Origin of the sequence: Nonomuraea sp. NPDC049421, assembly GCF_040677005.1 — a bacterium.
GTDB classification, from domain to species: domain Bacteria; phylum Actinomycetota; class Actinomycetes; order Streptosporangiales; family Streptosporangiaceae; genus Nonomuraea; species Nonomuraea salmonea.
This window is the reverse complement of record NZ_JBFAQA010000026.1, coordinates 78,176-94,179: the sequence shown is the minus strand read 5'-3', so window position 1 is coordinate 94,179 and position 16,004 is coordinate 78,176. Positions and strand designations below refer to the sequence as shown.

Sequence of the window (16,004 nt, the reverse complement as noted above, 5' to 3'; positions counted from 1 at the left end):
CAGCCATGACCAGCACAACCTTGGCGGCCGCCACCGGAGAATGGCGCGACACCGGCGCGCTGCCGGCCGCCGCCGCATGGTACGGCCAGCACGACGGCGCGATCGTGCTCGGCACCGGCAAGGTCCTCGTCACGGGCGGCGCGGACGGCGCGTCCGCCGCGCTCGGCCAGGCCGCGCTCTACGACCCCGAGGACGGCACCTGGTCGGCCACCGGTTCCCTGCGCACACCCCGCCGGCTGCACACCACGACCCTGCTGCCCGACGGCAAGGTCCTGGTCGTCGGAGGCATCAGCGGATCGGCGCAGTTCCCCGCGCCCGGCCTGGCCGCGGCGGAGATCTACGACCCCGAGTCCGGGCAGTGGACCAGCACGGGAGCGATGAAGGGCGCCCGATGGGGCCACAGCGCCGTCCTGGTGGACGGCAAGGTCCTGGTCGCCGGGGGCACGACGCTCCGTTCCGGGCAGTCGGTGAAGGCGCTGCGCACGGCCGAGCTGTACGACCCGGACGAGGGAACCTGGACCGAGACCACCGACATGACCGACGCCCGCAGCGGACATCCCGCGGTGGTCCTCGCGAACGGCCGGGTCATGGTCGCCGGCGGCACCGTGCCGATCGCCCGCGACGAGGACGCAGCCCTGGCCTACTGCGAGCTCTACAACCCGGACGACGAGACCTGGACGCCGACCGGCGCGCTGCTCGCGCCCCGTGCCTGGCACCAGGCCACGGCGCTGTCCGGAGGCGCGAGCGTGCTGGTCACGGGCGGGCGTGCGCCGGGCGGGCCGGGCGACGGCACGTTCGACCCGTTCAGCCGGGCGGGCGCCGAGCTGTACGTCCAGGACACCGGGACGTGGACCGCCGTGCAGGACCTGCCGGGCGGGCGCGCGCTGCACCGCGCGGTCCCGCTCGGCTCGGGCAAGGTGCTGGTGGTGGGCGGCGGCGACAACGCCCAGAACGACGTCGGCTTCGCCAGCGCCGCCGTCTACGACGCCGCGACCCGCAGCTGGGCGCCGGCGGGCGGGCTGGCGACGGGCCGGTGGGCGTTCGCGGCGGCCCCGCTGTCCGGCACGCTCGTGCTGGTGGCCGGCGGAGTCGTCCGGTCCGGGATCGCGGCCGCGCAGCCCGGCGCGCAGGAGCTGACGGCGAGCGCGGAGATCTTCGACCTCGAAGGCACCCCATGACCGACAACGCCTACACCTTCCTGCCCTGGCTGAGGTCGGGCATCGCCACCAGGATCACCAGCGACCCGGTCGACACGTCACGCGCCACCATCCCGGTCACGCTGCGGGTGAGCGGCGAGGCCATCGGCTCGGCGGCCCCGATCAGCCGCGACGTGTCGCGGACCGTGCAGATCTACGGCCCCGGGGACGTCGTCGGCGTGGATCCGCGGGCGATCTCCCGTACCGAGCCGCGGCCGTGGATCACCAACGTCGAGCCCAACTACCTGGCGCACATCGAGTTCTACGACGAGGACTTCCCCTGGCGCTACAGCCCGGCCGCGCCCGACGCCGCCACCAAGCGGCTGCGGCCCTGGCTGGCGCTGATCGTGCTGGCCGGCGGGGAGGACTCGGCGGCGGTGGACGGCGCCGAGTTCAAGGACGGCACCGCCACGGGCCGGCCGCTGCCGTTCATCACGGTCACCGAACCGGCCGCGCTGCCGCCGCCCGCGCAGCTGGGGGCGTGGGCGCACGTCCACGTGGACGGCTCGCTCGACACGCCGGTGGCCTCCGACGACATGGCCAGGGTCCTGCCGGCACTGCAGCGGGTCCTCGGTGTCAACGCCGACCGGGCCTGCTCCCGGCTGATCTGCCCGCGACGCCTCGAACCGAGCACCGCCTATCACGCGTTCCTGGTGCCGGCGTTCGAGACGGGACGGCTCGCGGGTCTCGGCCTGGATCCGGCGCGTGCGCCCGGCGCTCTGCACCCGGCGTGGAGCCAGACGTACCCGGGCCAGGAGGCGGCGGGCGACCTGCCGTACTTCCACCGGTGGTTCTTCTCCACCGGCAGCGCCGGCGACTTCGAGTACCTCGTACGGCTGCTCGTCCCGAAGGAGCCGCTGGACGAGAGCGTCGGCCGCCGGGACCTCGACGTGCACCGGCCGCCCGGCGCCGGGCTGCCGGGCATCACCGTGCCGGCCGAGCTGGGCGGAGTGCTGAAGCTGGGCGGCGCCCTGCGGGTGCCCGAACGACCGGAGGACCTCCACGACAAATGGGACGACCTGCGAGAACTCGGCTTCACCTATCCGCACCCCTTCCAGCAGGCCCTGGCCGGGCTGATCAACCTCGCCGACGACTACCTGCGGCAGGACCCGGTCTCGGCGCACAACGCTCTGGCCACCGAAGCCACCGGGCCCGACCCGGTCATCACGCCACCTTTGTACGGCCGCTGGCACGCGCCGGCTTCCCGGCTGCTCACCGAACGCGACGGCACTCCCATCGCGGACGATCGCAACTGGGTGCACCGGCTCAACCTCGACCCCCGCTTCCGGGTGGCGGCGAACCTGGGCGCGCAGGTCGTCCAGAAACGTCAGGAGGAGTTCATGGCGGCGGCGTGGGCGCAGGTCGGGGACGTCCTGGCGGCCAACGCCAGGATCCGGGCCGCGCAGGTCGCCAGGGAGGTGGGCGAGACGCTGCACGGCAAGCATCTGGTGCCGCCGCCCGCCGCCACAGCGCGTGCGCAGGCGGCGCCGTCCGGCAGGTCGCTCATCCTCACCGCCCCCGCCCACTCCCGGGTGGTCACGCCCGCGGCGGCCTCCGGCCTCGCCGCCGCGACCTCGATGGCGGAGGGCCTCGCCGCCGCGACCTCGGTAGTGGAGGGCCTCGCCGTCGGGTTCCGGGTGGCGGCGAGCCGGGTCACGTCCGCACCGGTGTCGGCGCCGATGCGCCGCATCACCCGGCCGGGGTCGCGGCTGATGCGCGCGCTGCCGTTCAGCGCGGAGCTGCCGCCGGAGGCGCTCGTGCCGAGGATGGACGAGGACACCGGCGGCGTCACCGCGGCCCCGCCCAAGACGCGGCCCGCCGCCGTCGTCACCCCGGCCCAGCTCGACCTGCACCTCCATCCGCCCGGCCCCGCCGTGGCGGACGCGACCCACCCTGTGGACCGGCTCCCTACGAGCAGCGACTTCGTCCTGACGATGCCGGGCGACTCGTTCGTCCCTACCCCGGGCGGCCCGGACAGCGCCGAGGCGGCGGACTTCAAGAAGGCGCTCAGAGAGCTGTACGAGGCGTGGGACGAGGCCGCCCTGGGCGGCAAGGCCGGCGAACGCGGCAAGCTCGACGTCCCCGACGCCACGGACGCGATGCTGTCCGGCCTGCGCGCCGACGAGAGCGTGCCCCAGCGGCTGCTCAGCTCGGTGCGGCTGCCGGAGCGGCTTGCGCCGTTCGCCGAACGGTTCCTGGAGGCGATGGCCTATCCCGTCTTCGACCTGCCCATGTACCAGGCGCTGGTCGAGCAGTCGGTGGACCTGTTCGTGCCGAACCTGCACAAGGTGCCGCCGAACTCGATCAGCCTGCTGGAGACGAACCAGGAGTTCATCGAGTCGTACATGGTGGGGCTCAACCACGAGATGGCCCGCGAGCTGCTGTGGCGCGAATACCCCACCGACCAGCGCGGCACCCCGTTCCGGCAGTTCTGGGACGTCCGCGCGGTGCGGCCGCTCCAGGGCGAGACGCCCGAGCAGCGGCGCGAGCGGCTGTACGACATCCCGCCGATCGCGGCCTGGACCAGGCAGTCGAAGCTCGGCGACCACGACCACCGGGACAAGGGCGGCGCGGAGGAGGAACTCGTGCTGGTCATCCGCGGCGAGCTGCTGAAGAAGTACCCGAACGCGGCGATCTACGCCCACCGGGCACGATGGGAGCCCAGCGACGCCCAGCCCGATCCCACGAAGGAGCGGGTGCCCGTCGAGCTGGTCGACCCGGCGAACCCGTCGCTCGACGAGATCCGGCTGCCGCTGTACGAGGCCAAGATCGACCCCGACATCTACCTGCTCGGCTTCGACCTCACGGCCAAGGCGGCGAAGGGCGAGCCGGCCCCGGGCCGCGCGGGATGGTTCTTCGTCATCAAGGAACGTCCCGGGGAGCCCCGGTTCGGTGTGGACGTCTCCCCCGCCGAGCAGCCGTCGCGGGTGGAGGTGTGGAACGACCTGTCGTGGCCCGACCTCGACCCGAACGGGACCGGGTTCATCGAGCTCGACGAGGCCACCGCCCCGGTCGTGCTGCAGGAGTTCGACGACCCGGTGGCGGATGAGGAGAAACGCCTCCAGCACGTCGAGGATCTGTCCCTGCCGCTCTGGCACGGGGCGCTGAGCTCGGCGGACGTCGCGTACATCCTGTTCCAGGCGCCGGTGCTGATGGCCGTACACGCTCAGGAGATGCTGCCGTGACCCTGTCCGACCCGCGCGCGGCGCTGACGCTGAGTGACGACTTCCCGCTCCTCCTCGGGCCGGTCAGGATCGAGACGCGCTTCACCGCGACCGAGTTGCTCATCCGGGTGTTCCCCGACGAGTGGTCGATCGACGCGTTCGAGCCGCGTCCCACGACGGCGGAGATCGCCGCGGTCGACGCCTATTGGATAGCCGTGTGGCGGGCCGGAGGCGATCCGGCGGCCGAGAGCGCCGCCTGGCACGAGCTGACCGGGCGGATCCCGGCGGGCCGCGCCGGCTGGCTGGTGCAGTCGCGCGGGCCGGCCAATCCCGCCGAGCAGCCCGCCGGGGTGCGGCCCGGCACGACCGTGCTCGTCGTCGTGACCCCCGCGCCGGTCGCGGCCGGTGACCGGCAGCCGACGATCACGTACTGGAGCGCGGTCTGGCGGGCGCGCGGGGATCGGGTGCAGCTCCTCGCGGCCGAGACCGCCCTGCTGGCGTCCGTGGGGGCCACGCGCGCCGATGCGATCCGGCGCCGCCGCCCGGTCGGCGTCGACGACCCGCCGGGGGACGCCGTCCTGGTCGCCTTCCTCGTGCTGCCCGCCCCTCCCCCGGCGGACGTCGCCGCCCGGTCGTGGACGCAGGCGGCGAAGGCGCGCCTGCTGCCCGGCCGGTTCACCTTCCTCGGCCAGGTCGGCGGCGAGACGGTCTTCTCCGAGCTCGGCGGGCCGATCCCCGCCGCGCTGACCGTGAGCCCCGACCCGTCGTCCGCCGACAAACCGAAGGTCAATGAGGTGACCGGCCAGCTTCACGTCCCCGCTGACCTGCGCTGGCTGACCGACTTCGACGCCGCGATCGCGGTGGGCATGGGGATCAGGATCCCGCTGGCGGACGACTTTCGCGGCGGGCTCGACCGGCTGATCGTCTTCGGCGTACGGGAGAGCGGCACGCCCCAGCAGACCGCCACCGACCTCGGCGACCTGATCACCCGCCACCTGCGCGGCTCCACCGGCTTCGGCCTGCTGCCCCAGGGCACCCCCACCAACAACAGCGAACAGGCCAACGCCGGTCAGGACGTCGCGGAGGAGGCCGACGCCGTGCGGCGCGCGGCCGTCATCGCGACCGCCGGCTGGACGGACAAGACCGACGGCCAGTGGCTGGCCGAACTCCTGGGCATCGACCCCGCCGTGCTCGCCGGCGCGGCCAACGCCGACGGCACCGACCAGCGCGAGGCCCGCGCCGCGAACATCGCCCTGTGGCCCGCGACCTGGGGCTCGTACCTGCAGACCATGCTGCATCCGATCATCCCGCCGCCGGTGGTCAGCGAGACGCGCGACTTCTTCGTCCGGTACGTCTCCGGGCGCGGCCCGGTGCCCGCGGTGAAGATCGGGCGGCAGCCGTACGGCATCCTGCCGACGACCGCGTTCTCCCGGATGGCCTGGCCCGCGACGGCGACGCACCGGCGCGGGCTCAACGCCCTGCTGACCGCCGCGGCCGAGGACTGGCGGGCCGCCGCGCAGGACGTCCCGCACCTCGGCGCGTTCCCCGACCCGCACGGGCCCGTCACCGACCCGCATCAGACGCTGCTGGACATCCTGGCCCTGCACCCGACGTCCGCCGAGTACTTCCAGCGCTACGCCCAGAGCGTCGAGGACGTCTACAACCGCGAGAACTTCAGCAGCAACGGCCCCCAGGTCGTCCCCGCGCTGAGCGAGCTGAACATGCCGCAGCCGATCCGCGACCTGCTGCGCAGGCTGGGCCATACGGGCGCGTCGGCGCCCGACCCCGATCTGATCAGGCGGCTGTTCGTCGAGGAGCAGTACCCGCTGTTCGGCCCGCTCGTCGACGACCGCCCGCTGTCGGAGACCCAGCCCGTGCGCGGCTACCTTCAGGACGGCCGCAACTACCTGCGGTGGCTGGCCGACCTCGCCGGCACCGACCTCGAGGACATCCGTCTGGAGCAGGGCTTCGCCGACGACCGGCGCCCGGCCGCGCTGCTCTACCTGCTGCTCCGGCACGCCGTCCTGCTCGGCTGGGAGGACGCCGCGCGCAGGCTGGCCGCCGCCGAGGGCGAGACCGTCTCGGCCGCCGATCCGCCGTTCATCCACATCAAGAAGTCGGCCCCGCGGAGCGAGAGCCGCTTCCGCAAGCTGTACGCGCCGGACGCGGACATCACCGGGGATCCCGAGAAGCTGGTCGTCGACTTCGTCCCCGACGCGCTCGCCGCCGCGAACCCGGCGACCAGGGAGCTGGCCGAGCAGGTGGCGGCGCTCGACGTGCTGGCGGACGTGCCCACCGCGCGGCTCGAACGGGTCGTGGCCGAACATCTCGACTGCGCCACGTACCGGCTGGACGCCTGGCGGCTCGGGCTCGTCAACGAGCGGCTCTTCGAGCTGCGCTACGGCCCCGACGGCGGCTCCCCCGCCCAACGCGGCGTGCATCTGGGCGCGTACGGATGGCTGGAGGACGTCCGGCCGCGCGACAAGGCGCTCACCCCCGTGCAGCTGACCGGCGACCTCGCCACGCTGTTCCAGCCGGCGGGGTCGGCGCCGCTGATGCACGACGCCGCCAACGGCGGTTACATCCATGCCCCGTCGCCCGCCCAGGCCACCACCGCCGCCGTACTGCGCGCCGGCTACCTCGCCAACGGCTCGCCCGAGAACCCGACCTGCTTCGCCGTCAACCTCAGCTCCGATCGCGTCCGCGTGGCGCTCGACCTCCTGGACGGGCTGCGGCAGGGCCAGTCGCTGGGCGCGCTGCTCGGCCGGCGCTTCGAACGCGCCCTGCACGACCGCCACCCCGACGCCGAGCTGGACGCCTTCCTGGAGGCGCTGCGCGGGGAGTTCCCGCTGCGCTCCGGCAAGCTGTCCGAGGCAGAACCCGGCACCCCGCTGGAGCTCATCGAGGCCCGCTCGGTCATCGACGGCCTGGCGCTGGTCCGGCGCGCCACCCGTCCGCCCGCCTTCCCCGAGTACCCCTTCGGCGCGAGCGGCCTGCCGGACGCGAGCGAGGCCCAGGCGAAGGCGATGAACGAGGAGGTGCAGCGGCTGCTCGCCATCCATGACGCGCTGGCCGACCTGGCCGTGGCGGAGGCCGCCCACCAGACGCTGGCGGGCAACCCGGAGCGGGCGGGCGCGACGCTCGACGCGTACGCCAAGGAGGGGTTCTCGCCCGATCCCGCCGTGGTGCGGACCCCGCGCAGCGGCGTCACGCTGACCCACCGGCTGGGCCTGAAGCTGACCTCAGGACTCGGGCCGGAGCACGGGTCGGGGCTCTTCCGCGGCAACGGCCCCCGCGCCCAGGCCGAGCCGGCGATCAACGCCTGGCTGCCCAAGCTGCTGCCGCCCCAGGGGCAGGTGGCCGCCGTGGTCCGCTGGACGGACCCGATCGACCAGCGGCCCCGCAGCCGCACGGTCACCCAGTTCGACCTCGAACTCCAGCCGATCGACCTGCTGTGGGGCGTGAAGCCGAAGGACGACGCGGCGATGACCGACCTGGACGACCGCATCATCGCCGTCGTCGTGGCCAAGGACCAGCCACGGCCCGACGCCGAGCTGACCATCCACCACACCGAGCGGGTGCCCGGCAAGCTGACCTTCTTCGAGATCTCGCCGCTCGTCACCGCGCTGCGCTCGCTGATCACCACCTCACGGCCGCTGCGGCCGACGGACCTGCTGCCCGCCGCGGGCGCGCAGCCCGTCGACCGCTCCATCGACACCGCCGTCGATCTGCCGAGGAACCGGCCCGCCGCCGTGCGCACGTCGCTCGACCGGCTGCGCCAGGACACCGCCGGCTACCTCGCCACCCTGTCCCCGTTGTTCCCGCCCGCGCCCGCCGAGCCGAACCGCACCGCCGTCGTCAACGGCATCGACACCTTCCTCACCGGGTACGCGAACCTGATCTCCACCGCCGGCGGGTTCGCCATGGTGCGCAGCGGCTGGGGCGAGATGACGCTGTGGCGGCGCACCATGTTCCGCCAGGTGCTGGACGCGGTGGCGGCGACCGCCGTCCGCATGGGCGAGTCGCTCGCCGCGGCCGACGAGCTGATCGCCGCCTACGACCGGCTGCCGTCGTCGGCGCCGGCCGACGAGCGCTTCCGCCTCCTGCAGCGCGCCGAATGGCTGCTCACCACCGAACCGGCCACGCCGCGCCCGGCCACGCCCGCCCAGCTGCGCACGATCGTCGGCTCCAGGCGCTCGGCCTTCAACACCCGGCTGACCGCGTTGCGGAACATCGCCAAGACCACGAAGAAGACACTCAGCGGGCTGCTCATCGACGTCGCCGCGCTCCTGCCGCTGACCGACTTCGATAGGACCGGCCTCGACCTGGCACCCTTCCGCGACCGGGCCGTCGCCTTCGGCGCCGACCTGCTGGCCCGCGCCCGGGCGCTGCACACCGAAATCGTCGAACGGCTCGCCGCCGCCGGCAAGGCCCTGGACTCCTACGACGAAGCGGTGACCGGCCCCGACCGCGTGCTCGCCGCGACCGACGCGCTGCGCGCCATGCTCGGCGACGACGTCTTGGTGGTGCCCGAGTTCACCGCTCCCGCCCAGCTCCACACCGACTGGAGGAAGGCCCGCAACGACAGCGGCAAGCTGCTGAGCCATCTCGTGCAGGACTCCAGGCGGGACGTCCCCGTGGACGACTGGCTGCACGGGATCGCCCGTGTACGGGACAAGCCCCGGCTTTGGGAGCAGGCCGTGATCATCGCCGACGCGCTGCGCGGCCCCGGCGGCCTGCTCGGCGACCTGCTCGGCTGGGACGAACCCGAGCTGGTGCCCATCCAGCTCCCCTACCGCCAGAACGACACCTGGCTCGGCACGACGTTCGCACCCGGCGCCAAGGTCGATGAGGACCGCCTGCTGTTCACCGCCCACTACGCGCCGGAACCGCTGCTGGGCGGCAACCTGCACAGCGGCCTCCTGCTCGACGAATGGACCGAGGTCATCCCGGCGGACAAGGAGACCACGGGGATCGCCCTGCACTACGACAATCCCGACTCCGAGCCACCGCAGGCGATGCTGCTCGTCACCCCACCGGCCAGGACGGGCACCTGGAACGGCGACGACGTGATCGCCGCCATCACCGAGACCCTCGACCTGGCCAGGACGCGCGCCGTGGAGTCAGGCCACCTGGACGGCACCGCGTACGCCCACCTGCTCCCCGCGACCGTGCTGTCGGCGACCCGGCAGCCGATCACCATCAGCACCGATCTCGCGATCTCGAACCTGCGAGGAAAGTCCCATGGCTGAGCCGCCGCGCATCGAGGACCTGCGCAAAGCGCTTACCGACCGCGCCTTCCCCACCGTCGGCCTGTGGAACAGGATCGAGAGCAGGCCGCGCACCGCCGCGTTCGACCGCGCCCTCCGCGCCGAGGTCCGTGACCCGCTGTGGCTGCTCACCCGGCAGTGGCAGCTCGGCGAGTTCCGTGGCTCTGACGCGGGTACGGCCGTCACCGCCACCTACTCCGTCGCCACCGCGACCCCCTCCCGCTTCCGGGCCGGGCCGGGCGCGCCCCAGGACTTTCCCGGGGACCGGCCGCTGGAGGCGCTGGCCGAACGGCGTGCCGTGCCGTTCGCGGCCGGAGCCGATCCCGTCTCCTACGACCTGCGCCTGATCATCGGCCGGCGCTGGCTCAAGCTCCTCGGCCGGCAGCTGGCTCTGCAGCACCTGCGCGACGACTACGTCAGCAAGTACCGGATCGCCGCGCCCGACCCCGACGTGGACGCCGACACCCCGCGCGCCGCCCACGCGGAGGTCTGGTCGTACCTGCAGGCCGTCGCGGACCGCCGCATGGACGGGTACGCGTTCTACCGGCACCTGAAGAACGGCGGCAACGCCTGGGACGGCATCTCCGGCACGCTCCTGGTGCGCCCGCAACTGGCCGATCTGGGCGCGTACCTCGTCCGCTGGTTCGACGGGCTGTTCGACCAGCCCGGCCCCGACTCCGCGTGGGACGCCTCCCGCCTCGAACACCGCTTCTCCATCGCCGCCGCATCCACCGGCGGCGAGAAGGTGCTGACGGCGCAGGAGTATCCCGGCGGGCACCTCGACTGGCACGCGTTCTCCGTCGACCCGGCCGGCCCCCTGGGCGGGACGGCCCCCGCCCACCAGCCCATCAACCGGACCGTCTTCCCCGCGCCCGTCCGCTACTCTGGCATGCCGCTGCCGCGCTGGTGGGCCGTCGAGGACGGGCGGACCAACTTCGCCGGCGTCCAGCCCGACCGTACGGACCTGGCCCGGCTGATCTTCCTGGAGTTCGCGCTCGTCTACAGCAACGACTGGCTCCAGCTGCCCTGCGACCTGCCGGCCGGCACGCTGGCCGCGATCCGCGGGCTCGCGGTCACCGACGTCTTCGGGCAGCGGCTGTGGATCACCCCGGCCGGTGCCGGGCAGGACGAGGACTGGCAGCGGTGGTCGATGTTCACCCTCGACACGATCGGCACGGAGGACGTCGCGGCCGACACCTCCATGTTCCTGCCGCCGACCGTGCCCAAGGTCGCCGAGGGGCCGGTCCTGGAGGAGGTGTCGCTCATCCGGGACGAGAACGCCAACATGGTGTGGGGTCTGGAGAAGGTGGTCCGGCTGCCTACCGGGGAAGGGCGGCGGGGCAGCGAGGTCGTCGCCGAGATCCTCGCCCACCGGCAGCGCTTCCGTCCCGTGCCACCTGAGGACCCAGCGCGTGCTCCTATCGCTTACCAGGCGATGAGCAGTGTCCCGGAGAACTGGATCCCCTTCATCCCCGTCCACGTCCCCGGCGGCAACCGGGCCATCCGGCTGCAGCGGGCCGCCATGCCGGACGCCGTGGACGGGCGGCTGGTGCGGCCTCGTACGAGCCTGCTGCGTGAAGGGCTCGACGCCGGACAGCCGTACTTCGTGCACGAGGAGGAAGTGACGCCGTCCGGCACCCTGCTGACGCTGGCCTTCAACCGGACCCGCTGGCGGAACGGCCGGGTGTCGGTCTGGCTCAGCGCCCGCCGCGGGCTCGGCCGCGGCGAGGGGTCCAGCGGCCTGTCCTTCGATCGGCTCATCGACACGTCCTGATGCCTTTGGTGGGTGCCGTGCGACCTGGGGCAGGGGCCCTGGCAAGGTCGCACGTCGAAGGAGGGCCCGATGCCCGGCACACCCGACGAAGCGCTGGCCCGGCTCGTCCGCGACGGCGTGCTCTCCGCCGAACAGGCGATGGCCGTGCGCGAGGCGCTCCGGGAGAGCGCCGCCCCGGCGCGGGCGCGGTGGGCTGAGGTCGCCGGGTACGTCGGCGGCGGCCTCGTGCTGGCCGGGGCCCTCTCCCTGGTCGCCACCTCATGGGCGGACCTGTCGAAGGTCGCGCACGTGGCGATCCTGCTGGCGGCCACGGTCGCGCTGCTGACCGCCGGAATCCTCCTGCTGGGCGCCCGGCCGAGGGGACTCGCCAGCCGGCCACAGGAGCGCGCCACCCCACCGCCGCAGGAGCCCGACGCCCCTTCACGGGAGTTCGCCGCCTCGCCGCAAGAGCCAGGTGCCCGGTCGCGGGAGCGCGCCGCGACGGTGCGGAGCCGTTCGGGCTCGGTGTCGATGGCGCTGGCGTCGGTCACGGCCGCGCTGGCCGCCGCCGAACTCATCGACGTCTCCGCGATCGCGGGCGCCGTGGGGCTGCTGGTGAGCGTGTTGGGATACGCCTTGGCGCGCACCGCGCCCCTTGCCCTGGCGTGCGCGTTCTTCGCCGCGCTGACCGTGGGGTCGCTCGCCGACGACCTCACCGGGGGCTCGGCACTAGCCGCCGCGTTGTCGCTGGTCGTCCTGGGGGTGGTGTGGACGGCGCTGGTGCTGGCCGGCGTGATCGCGCAACGGGCGCTCGGGCTGGGGCTCGGCGCGGTCATCGCCCTGGTCGGCGGGCAGCAGGATGCCGGGACGGTGTGGGCGTCCACGATGACGGCGGCCATCGCGGTGGCCTGCCTGCTGCTGTACCGGCGGGAACGGGCCTGGGTGCTGCTCGTGGCCGGCGTCGTCGGGTTCACCATCGCCGTCCCGGAGGCGATCTGGCACTGGACCGGCGGCGCGGTGGGCGGCTCCGTCATCGTGATGATCGCCGGTGCCGTCCTGGTGACCGCCTCCGTGCTCGGCATCCGCTGGCACCGTACGTGACGAAGGACCATCGTCCCGCACCGAAAGGACTTTGGCCTCCACCCGATGACCTGTCCTGCCGCCGATCCTGACAGAAACTCCCGAACGGTGGTGAGAGCATGCGGCTCAGCTGGCAGGAACATCTCAGGCTGCTGCGAATCGAGGGACGTCTCACCCGCGACGACCCCGCGTTCGTCGCCCGGGTCAGGACGCTCAGCACGCTCGCCCCCGAACCGCCCACCACGATGTTCTCGCTCATCGACCGCTCGCTGGCCTGGCTCGACCGTCACCCCGTGGTCAGCGCGCTCGGGGCCGTGACGATCCTTCTCCTCCTCCTGATGCTCTGATGGACGTCACGACGAGATAGGGACATTCGCCCCTGCCCTATGGGCAGGGGAGGAGTGGAATGGGGGTAGATGCACCCATCGTGATGGAGGGGACGACGATGGAAGCCAAGAAGTGGACCGTACAGATCCACCTCACCGAGGAGGGCGACCACACGTACGCCCGAGCGGTGCTGACCACCCGGGACGGCGAGGACCGCCTGACAGGCGAAGGCCACGCCCGGCGGAACCCGACCGACCCATCGGTGCCGGAGATCGGCGACGAGCTGGCGGCCTCGCGCGCGCTGGCCGACCTCGCCGACAAACTCGCCGTCGTCACGCAACGCGACATCAGCGAGCTCGCCGGCTCGCCGGTGCCGGGCCGTTCGTGGTGACGGCGATGGACCGCAAGCAGTGGACCGTGCAGGTCTTCGTCACGGAGGACGGTGACGACACGTTCGTGCGCGCGGTATTGATCACCAGAGGAGGCGGACGGGTCGACGGCCTGGGACGCGCACACCGCGACCCGTCCGTCCCCGAGGCCGGCGACGAGGCGGCCATGGCCCGCGCCCTCGCCGACCTGGCCAGCAAACTGTCCGCCATCAGCCGTTCGGCCGAGACGGAGCCGACGGCGGCCCACCTCCTCACAGCGGCCTCCTGAGCGCCCTGTCGGGTGTCCAGCCGTCGGCGTGGGAGCCGGCCCAGCAGGACCCTCCCACTGGTCATTCACGAGGCCACGTCCCGTCCGGGATGCGGCACAGCAGCCCCGGCGTGGTGAACCAGGTGTCGTCGATGAACCTGCCGGTCGTGTACGCGAGCGCGGCGAGGTGGAAGTTCATCTCCTGGGCGATGCTGGAGGAACCGACGAGACCTGCTCCCTCTCGCCTGGGGCGGTCCCAGTGCTCTGCCGGGACGTCCTCCCACTCGCCGCCGCTGAGGTAGACCGGCTCGCTGATCTCGCCCGCGTAGTAGGACAGGTGGTAGGCCCGGCCACCGGGCCGTGGCAGCGATTCAAGGGCCCGCCACGGGAACAACCCGGACACGGTGAACATCGTGACCCAGCCGGGGCTCTGCTCTGCCACCCACAGGAGACGTTCTTCCGCGTAGTCCCGATACCAGCGCCGCGCCTGGTTCAGGTCACAGGCGAGTGTCCCCTCCTCCGCTCCTCGAGATACGACCATTGATCTAATTCGTCGCACGACGAGAACCCGCCCGCCCTGGGGGCAGGGCGGGCGGGTGGCCGGGGCGCGGTTACTGGAGCCACGGGGTGCGGCGGATGATGGGGAGGTTGCCGAGCCCGATGGTCCGGCCGGCGCCGGCGAGGGCGAGGCCGATGAGGACGATCGAGTAGATGATGTGGTCGTCCATGAACGGGTTGGTGGTCAGGGGCAGCTCGGCCGCCCACATGAGCAGCAGCATCGCGGTGCCCGCGCCGGCGGCGATCCGGGTGCCGACGCCGAGGACGAGCGCCAGGCCGACGCCGGCCAGACCGGCCATGAACAGCCAGTCCACCCAAATCTGTCCGGCCAGGGCCGAGAAGAAGCCGCCGAGAGTGTTCTCGCCGGTGCCCTTGAGGAAGCCGGTGGTCGGGCTCCCGCCGTTGATCCAGGCCTTGGCCGCCGGGGTGGCGAAGCCGAAGCCGAAGGTCTTGTCGAGGAAGGCCCAGAGGAAGATCCAGCCGATCGAGATCCGGGCGGCGGCCCAGACGTAGTCGACCGGGTTCTTGTGCTCCGCCTTGCCGACATTGCTGTGCGTCACGGGCCTGTTGATGGTGGCGGCCATGGCGGGCCTCCCTTTCCGGTTTCGTGGTGTTCTCTTGTGCATCTCCATGACATCGGTTGCGGCGGCCGGGGCTCAGTGCCGTACGGCCTGAGGTACAAGGACCTTGGTCCTCCCCTCGCGCAAGGACCTTCGGCATGGCGGCGGGGCCCTCCAGCACTCATCGCGGCCTGACCGGGTGCGGCAGCGTCGGTGGCAGGAGGTGTGTGATGTCCGTTTCACTCGCTACCGAGCTCGGCGTCCGGCGGCTGCTGGTGGCGGCCGGGCAGGCGCCGTCGGTCCTCAACACGCAGCCCTGGCGCTTTCGCGTAGCACGCGGAGAGCGCGTCGAGCTGCTCGCCGACCCCGACCGACGGCTGCGGATCAGCGATCCACGCGGCCGCAGTCAATACCTCAGCTGCGGCGCAGCCCTGTTCAACCTGCGCCTGGCGGTGCGAACAGCCGGCCGGCGCCCGATGGTGTGGCTGCTGCCCTCGCCAGAGGAGGAGCTCGATCTGCTGGCTGCCGTCCGCATCGGCGGCTCGTCGCCCGTCCCCGGGGAGTACCGCGCGTTGTACGACCTCATCCCTGTCCGCCGTACCAACCGCCGCCCCTTCACCGGCCCCGCCCTCCCACGCCCGGTACGGGCCGATCTCCGACGGGCCGCCACCCGCGAGGGCGCGGCGCTGGTGTTCGTCGACCGGCACGCGACGGACGACATGCTGGACTACGCCGCCATCGCAGAGGAGGAACTGGCCCGCGACCACGACTACCGCGCCGAACTGGCGGCATGGACGATGCCGGGTGCACACTTCGACGGTCTCCCCGCCTACGTCCACGGCCCGCATCCGCTGCGGGATCCTGCGCCGGTGCGGGACTTCGGACGGCATGAAGGCGAGGCGCGCTTCGAGGAGCGGCCGCAACTCGCCGTACTCACCACGATGGGTGATCGCCCTGTGGACTGGCTGCGGGCCGGCCAAGCGCTGCAACGGGTTCTGCTGGTGGCGGCCGGACACGGCGTGGCGGCGTCGTTCCTGAACCAGCCCCTCGACCTGCGCGACATGCGCGGACGCCGCGACCCGCACCACCGCCGCGGCCACCCCCAGATGATCATCAGGCTGGGGTACGGCCTTCCGGTCGCTCGAAGCCCGCGCCGCCCGGCGAAGGAACTGGTCTCGATGTGCATGAAGGACCGTGGGAACATATAGACGTTGTGTTCCCGGCGGCGAGCGCCGCTTCGCGCTCAGCGGCGAGACGATCGCGGCCACCATGGGCAGGAAGTCGTTCAGCATCCCGCGCGGCGACACCGAGGCCGTGCTGTACGAGGCCGTCGCCGATCACGCGACGATCCGGTTCGGCACCACGATCACCGCCGTCGAGCAGGACGCGGACACGGTGCGCGTCACCCTCAGCGACGGAAGCACCGAGCACGCCGACCGATGAGCTGCACGAGCAGCTCA

12 protein-coding genes are annotated in these 16,004 nt (G+C 72.8%); 10 read left to right on the top strand and 2 right to left on the bottom strand.

The window, feature by feature from the left end; all coding sequences use genetic code 11:
• Positions 1-5: 5 nt before the first annotated feature.
• From AB0K18_RS35710 to AB0K18_RS35675, 8 genes are all read left to right on the top strand, one after another.
• Positions 6-1,178 (top strand): kelch repeat-containing protein, encoded by a 1,173-nt coding sequence (locus AB0K18_RS35710; RefSeq protein ID WP_364923533.1) that lies wholly within the window; start codon positions 6-8, stop codon positions 1,176-1,178.
• Positions 1,175-4,381, top strand: a complete 3,207-nt coding sequence (locus AB0K18_RS35705) for a hypothetical protein (protein ID WP_364923530.1) — start codon at positions 1,175-1,177, stop codon at positions 4,379-4,381. The genes AB0K18_RS35710 and AB0K18_RS35705 overlap by 4 nt, the downstream gene beginning before the upstream one ends.
• Positions 4,378-9,612 carry a hypothetical protein gene (locus tag AB0K18_RS35700; RefSeq protein WP_364923528.1) on the top strand — a complete coding sequence of 1,745 codons (5,235 nt, stop codon included), beginning with the start codon at positions 4,378-4,380 and terminating at the stop codon, positions 9,610-9,612. The genes AB0K18_RS35705 and AB0K18_RS35700 overlap by 4 nt, the downstream gene beginning before the upstream one ends.
• The gene (locus tag AB0K18_RS35695) at positions 9,605-11,404 is read left to right on the top strand and encodes a hypothetical protein (RefSeq protein WP_364923525.1); all 1,800 of its coding nucleotides are present in this window, start codon (positions 9,605-9,607) and stop codon (positions 11,402-11,404) included. Before AB0K18_RS35700 ends, AB0K18_RS35695 begins: the two co-directional genes overlap by 8 nt.
• Positions 11,405-11,473: 69 nt before the next feature.
• Positions 11,474-12,484 carry a DUF2157 domain-containing protein gene (locus AB0K18_RS35690; RefSeq protein ID WP_364923522.1) on the top strand — a complete coding sequence of 337 codons (1,011 nt, stop codon included), beginning with the start codon at positions 11,474-11,476 and terminating at the stop codon, positions 12,482-12,484.
• 98 nt (positions 12,485-12,582) lie between these two features.
• A complete protein-coding gene (locus AB0K18_RS35685) occupies positions 12,583-12,810 on the top strand; it encodes a DUF3040 domain-containing protein (RefSeq protein ID WP_364923519.1) in 228 nt (75 codons plus the stop codon).
• Between the two features lie 98 nt (positions 12,811-12,908).
• Entirely contained in the window at positions 12,909-13,181 is a 273-nt protein-coding gene (locus AB0K18_RS35680; protein WP_364923516.1) for a DUF1876 domain-containing protein, read from the top strand.
• 5 nt (positions 13,182-13,186) lie between these two features.
• Positions 13,187-13,447: a dsRBD fold-containing protein gene (locus AB0K18_RS35675; protein WP_364923513.1), complete on the top strand. Its 261-nt coding sequence runs from the start codon at positions 13,187-13,189 to the stop codon at positions 13,445-13,447.
• A gap of 61 nt (positions 13,448-13,508) precedes the next feature.
• Here AB0K18_RS35675 and AB0K18_RS35670 read toward each other — a convergent pair whose 3' ends face one another.
• Together AB0K18_RS35670 and AB0K18_RS35665 are read right to left on the bottom strand one after the other, a co-directional pair.
• Positions 13,509-13,868: a hypothetical protein gene (locus AB0K18_RS35670; RefSeq protein WP_364923511.1), complete on the bottom strand. Its 360-nt coding sequence runs from the start codon at positions 13,866-13,868 to the stop codon at positions 13,509-13,511.
• A 169-nt stretch (positions 13,869-14,037) separates the two neighbouring features.
• Positions 14,038-14,568 carry a DoxX family protein gene (locus AB0K18_RS35665; protein WP_364923508.1) on the bottom strand — a complete coding sequence of 177 codons (531 nt, stop codon included), beginning with the start codon at positions 14,566-14,568 and terminating at the stop codon, positions 14,038-14,040.
• Positions 14,569-14,774: 206 nt separating this feature from the next.
• On the opposite strand from AB0K18_RS35665, the gene AB0K18_RS35660 reads away from it, so the two are divergent.
• Positions 14,775-15,752: a hypothetical protein gene (locus AB0K18_RS35660; RefSeq protein WP_364923505.1), complete on the top strand. Its 978-nt coding sequence runs from the start codon at positions 14,775-14,777 to the stop codon at positions 15,750-15,752.
• Positions 15,739-15,987, top strand: a complete 249-nt coding sequence (locus AB0K18_RS35655) for a hypothetical protein (protein WP_364923503.1) — start codon at positions 15,739-15,741, stop codon at positions 15,985-15,987. Before AB0K18_RS35660 ends, AB0K18_RS35655 begins: the two co-directional genes overlap by 14 nt.
• Positions 15,988-16,004 lie beyond the last annotated feature (17 nt).

Coding starts and splice junctions, on each gene's coding strand:
- AB0K18_RS35710 (WP_364923533.1), top strand. CDS start 6: ATGACCAGCACAACCTTGGCGGCCGCCACCGGAGAATGGCGCGACACC.
- AB0K18_RS35705 (WP_364923530.1), top strand. CDS start 1,175: ATGACCGACAACGCCTACACCTTCCTGCCCTGGCTGAGGTCGGGCATC.
- AB0K18_RS35695 (WP_364923525.1), top strand. CDS start 9,605: ATGGCTGAGCCGCCGCGCATCGAGGACCTGCGCAAAGCGCTTACCGAC.
- AB0K18_RS35690 (WP_364923522.1), top strand. CDS start 11,474: ATGCCCGGCACACCCGACGAAGCGCTGGCCCGGCTCGTCCGCGACGGC.
- AB0K18_RS35685 (WP_364923519.1), top strand. CDS start 12,583: ATGCGGCTCAGCTGGCAGGAACATCTCAGGCTGCTGCGAATCGAGGGA.
- AB0K18_RS35680 (WP_364923516.1), top strand. CDS start 12,909: ATGGAAGCCAAGAAGTGGACCGTACAGATCCACCTCACCGAGGAGGGC.
- AB0K18_RS35675 (WP_364923513.1), top strand. CDS start 13,187: ATGGACCGCAAGCAGTGGACCGTGCAGGTCTTCGTCACGGAGGACGGT.
- AB0K18_RS35665 (WP_364923508.1), bottom strand. CDS start 14,568: ATGGCCGCCACCATCAACAGGCCCGTGACGCACAGCAATGTCGGCAAG.
- AB0K18_RS35660 (WP_364923505.1), top strand. CDS start 14,775: ATGTCCGTTTCACTCGCTACCGAGCTCGGCGTCCGGCGGCTGCTGGTG.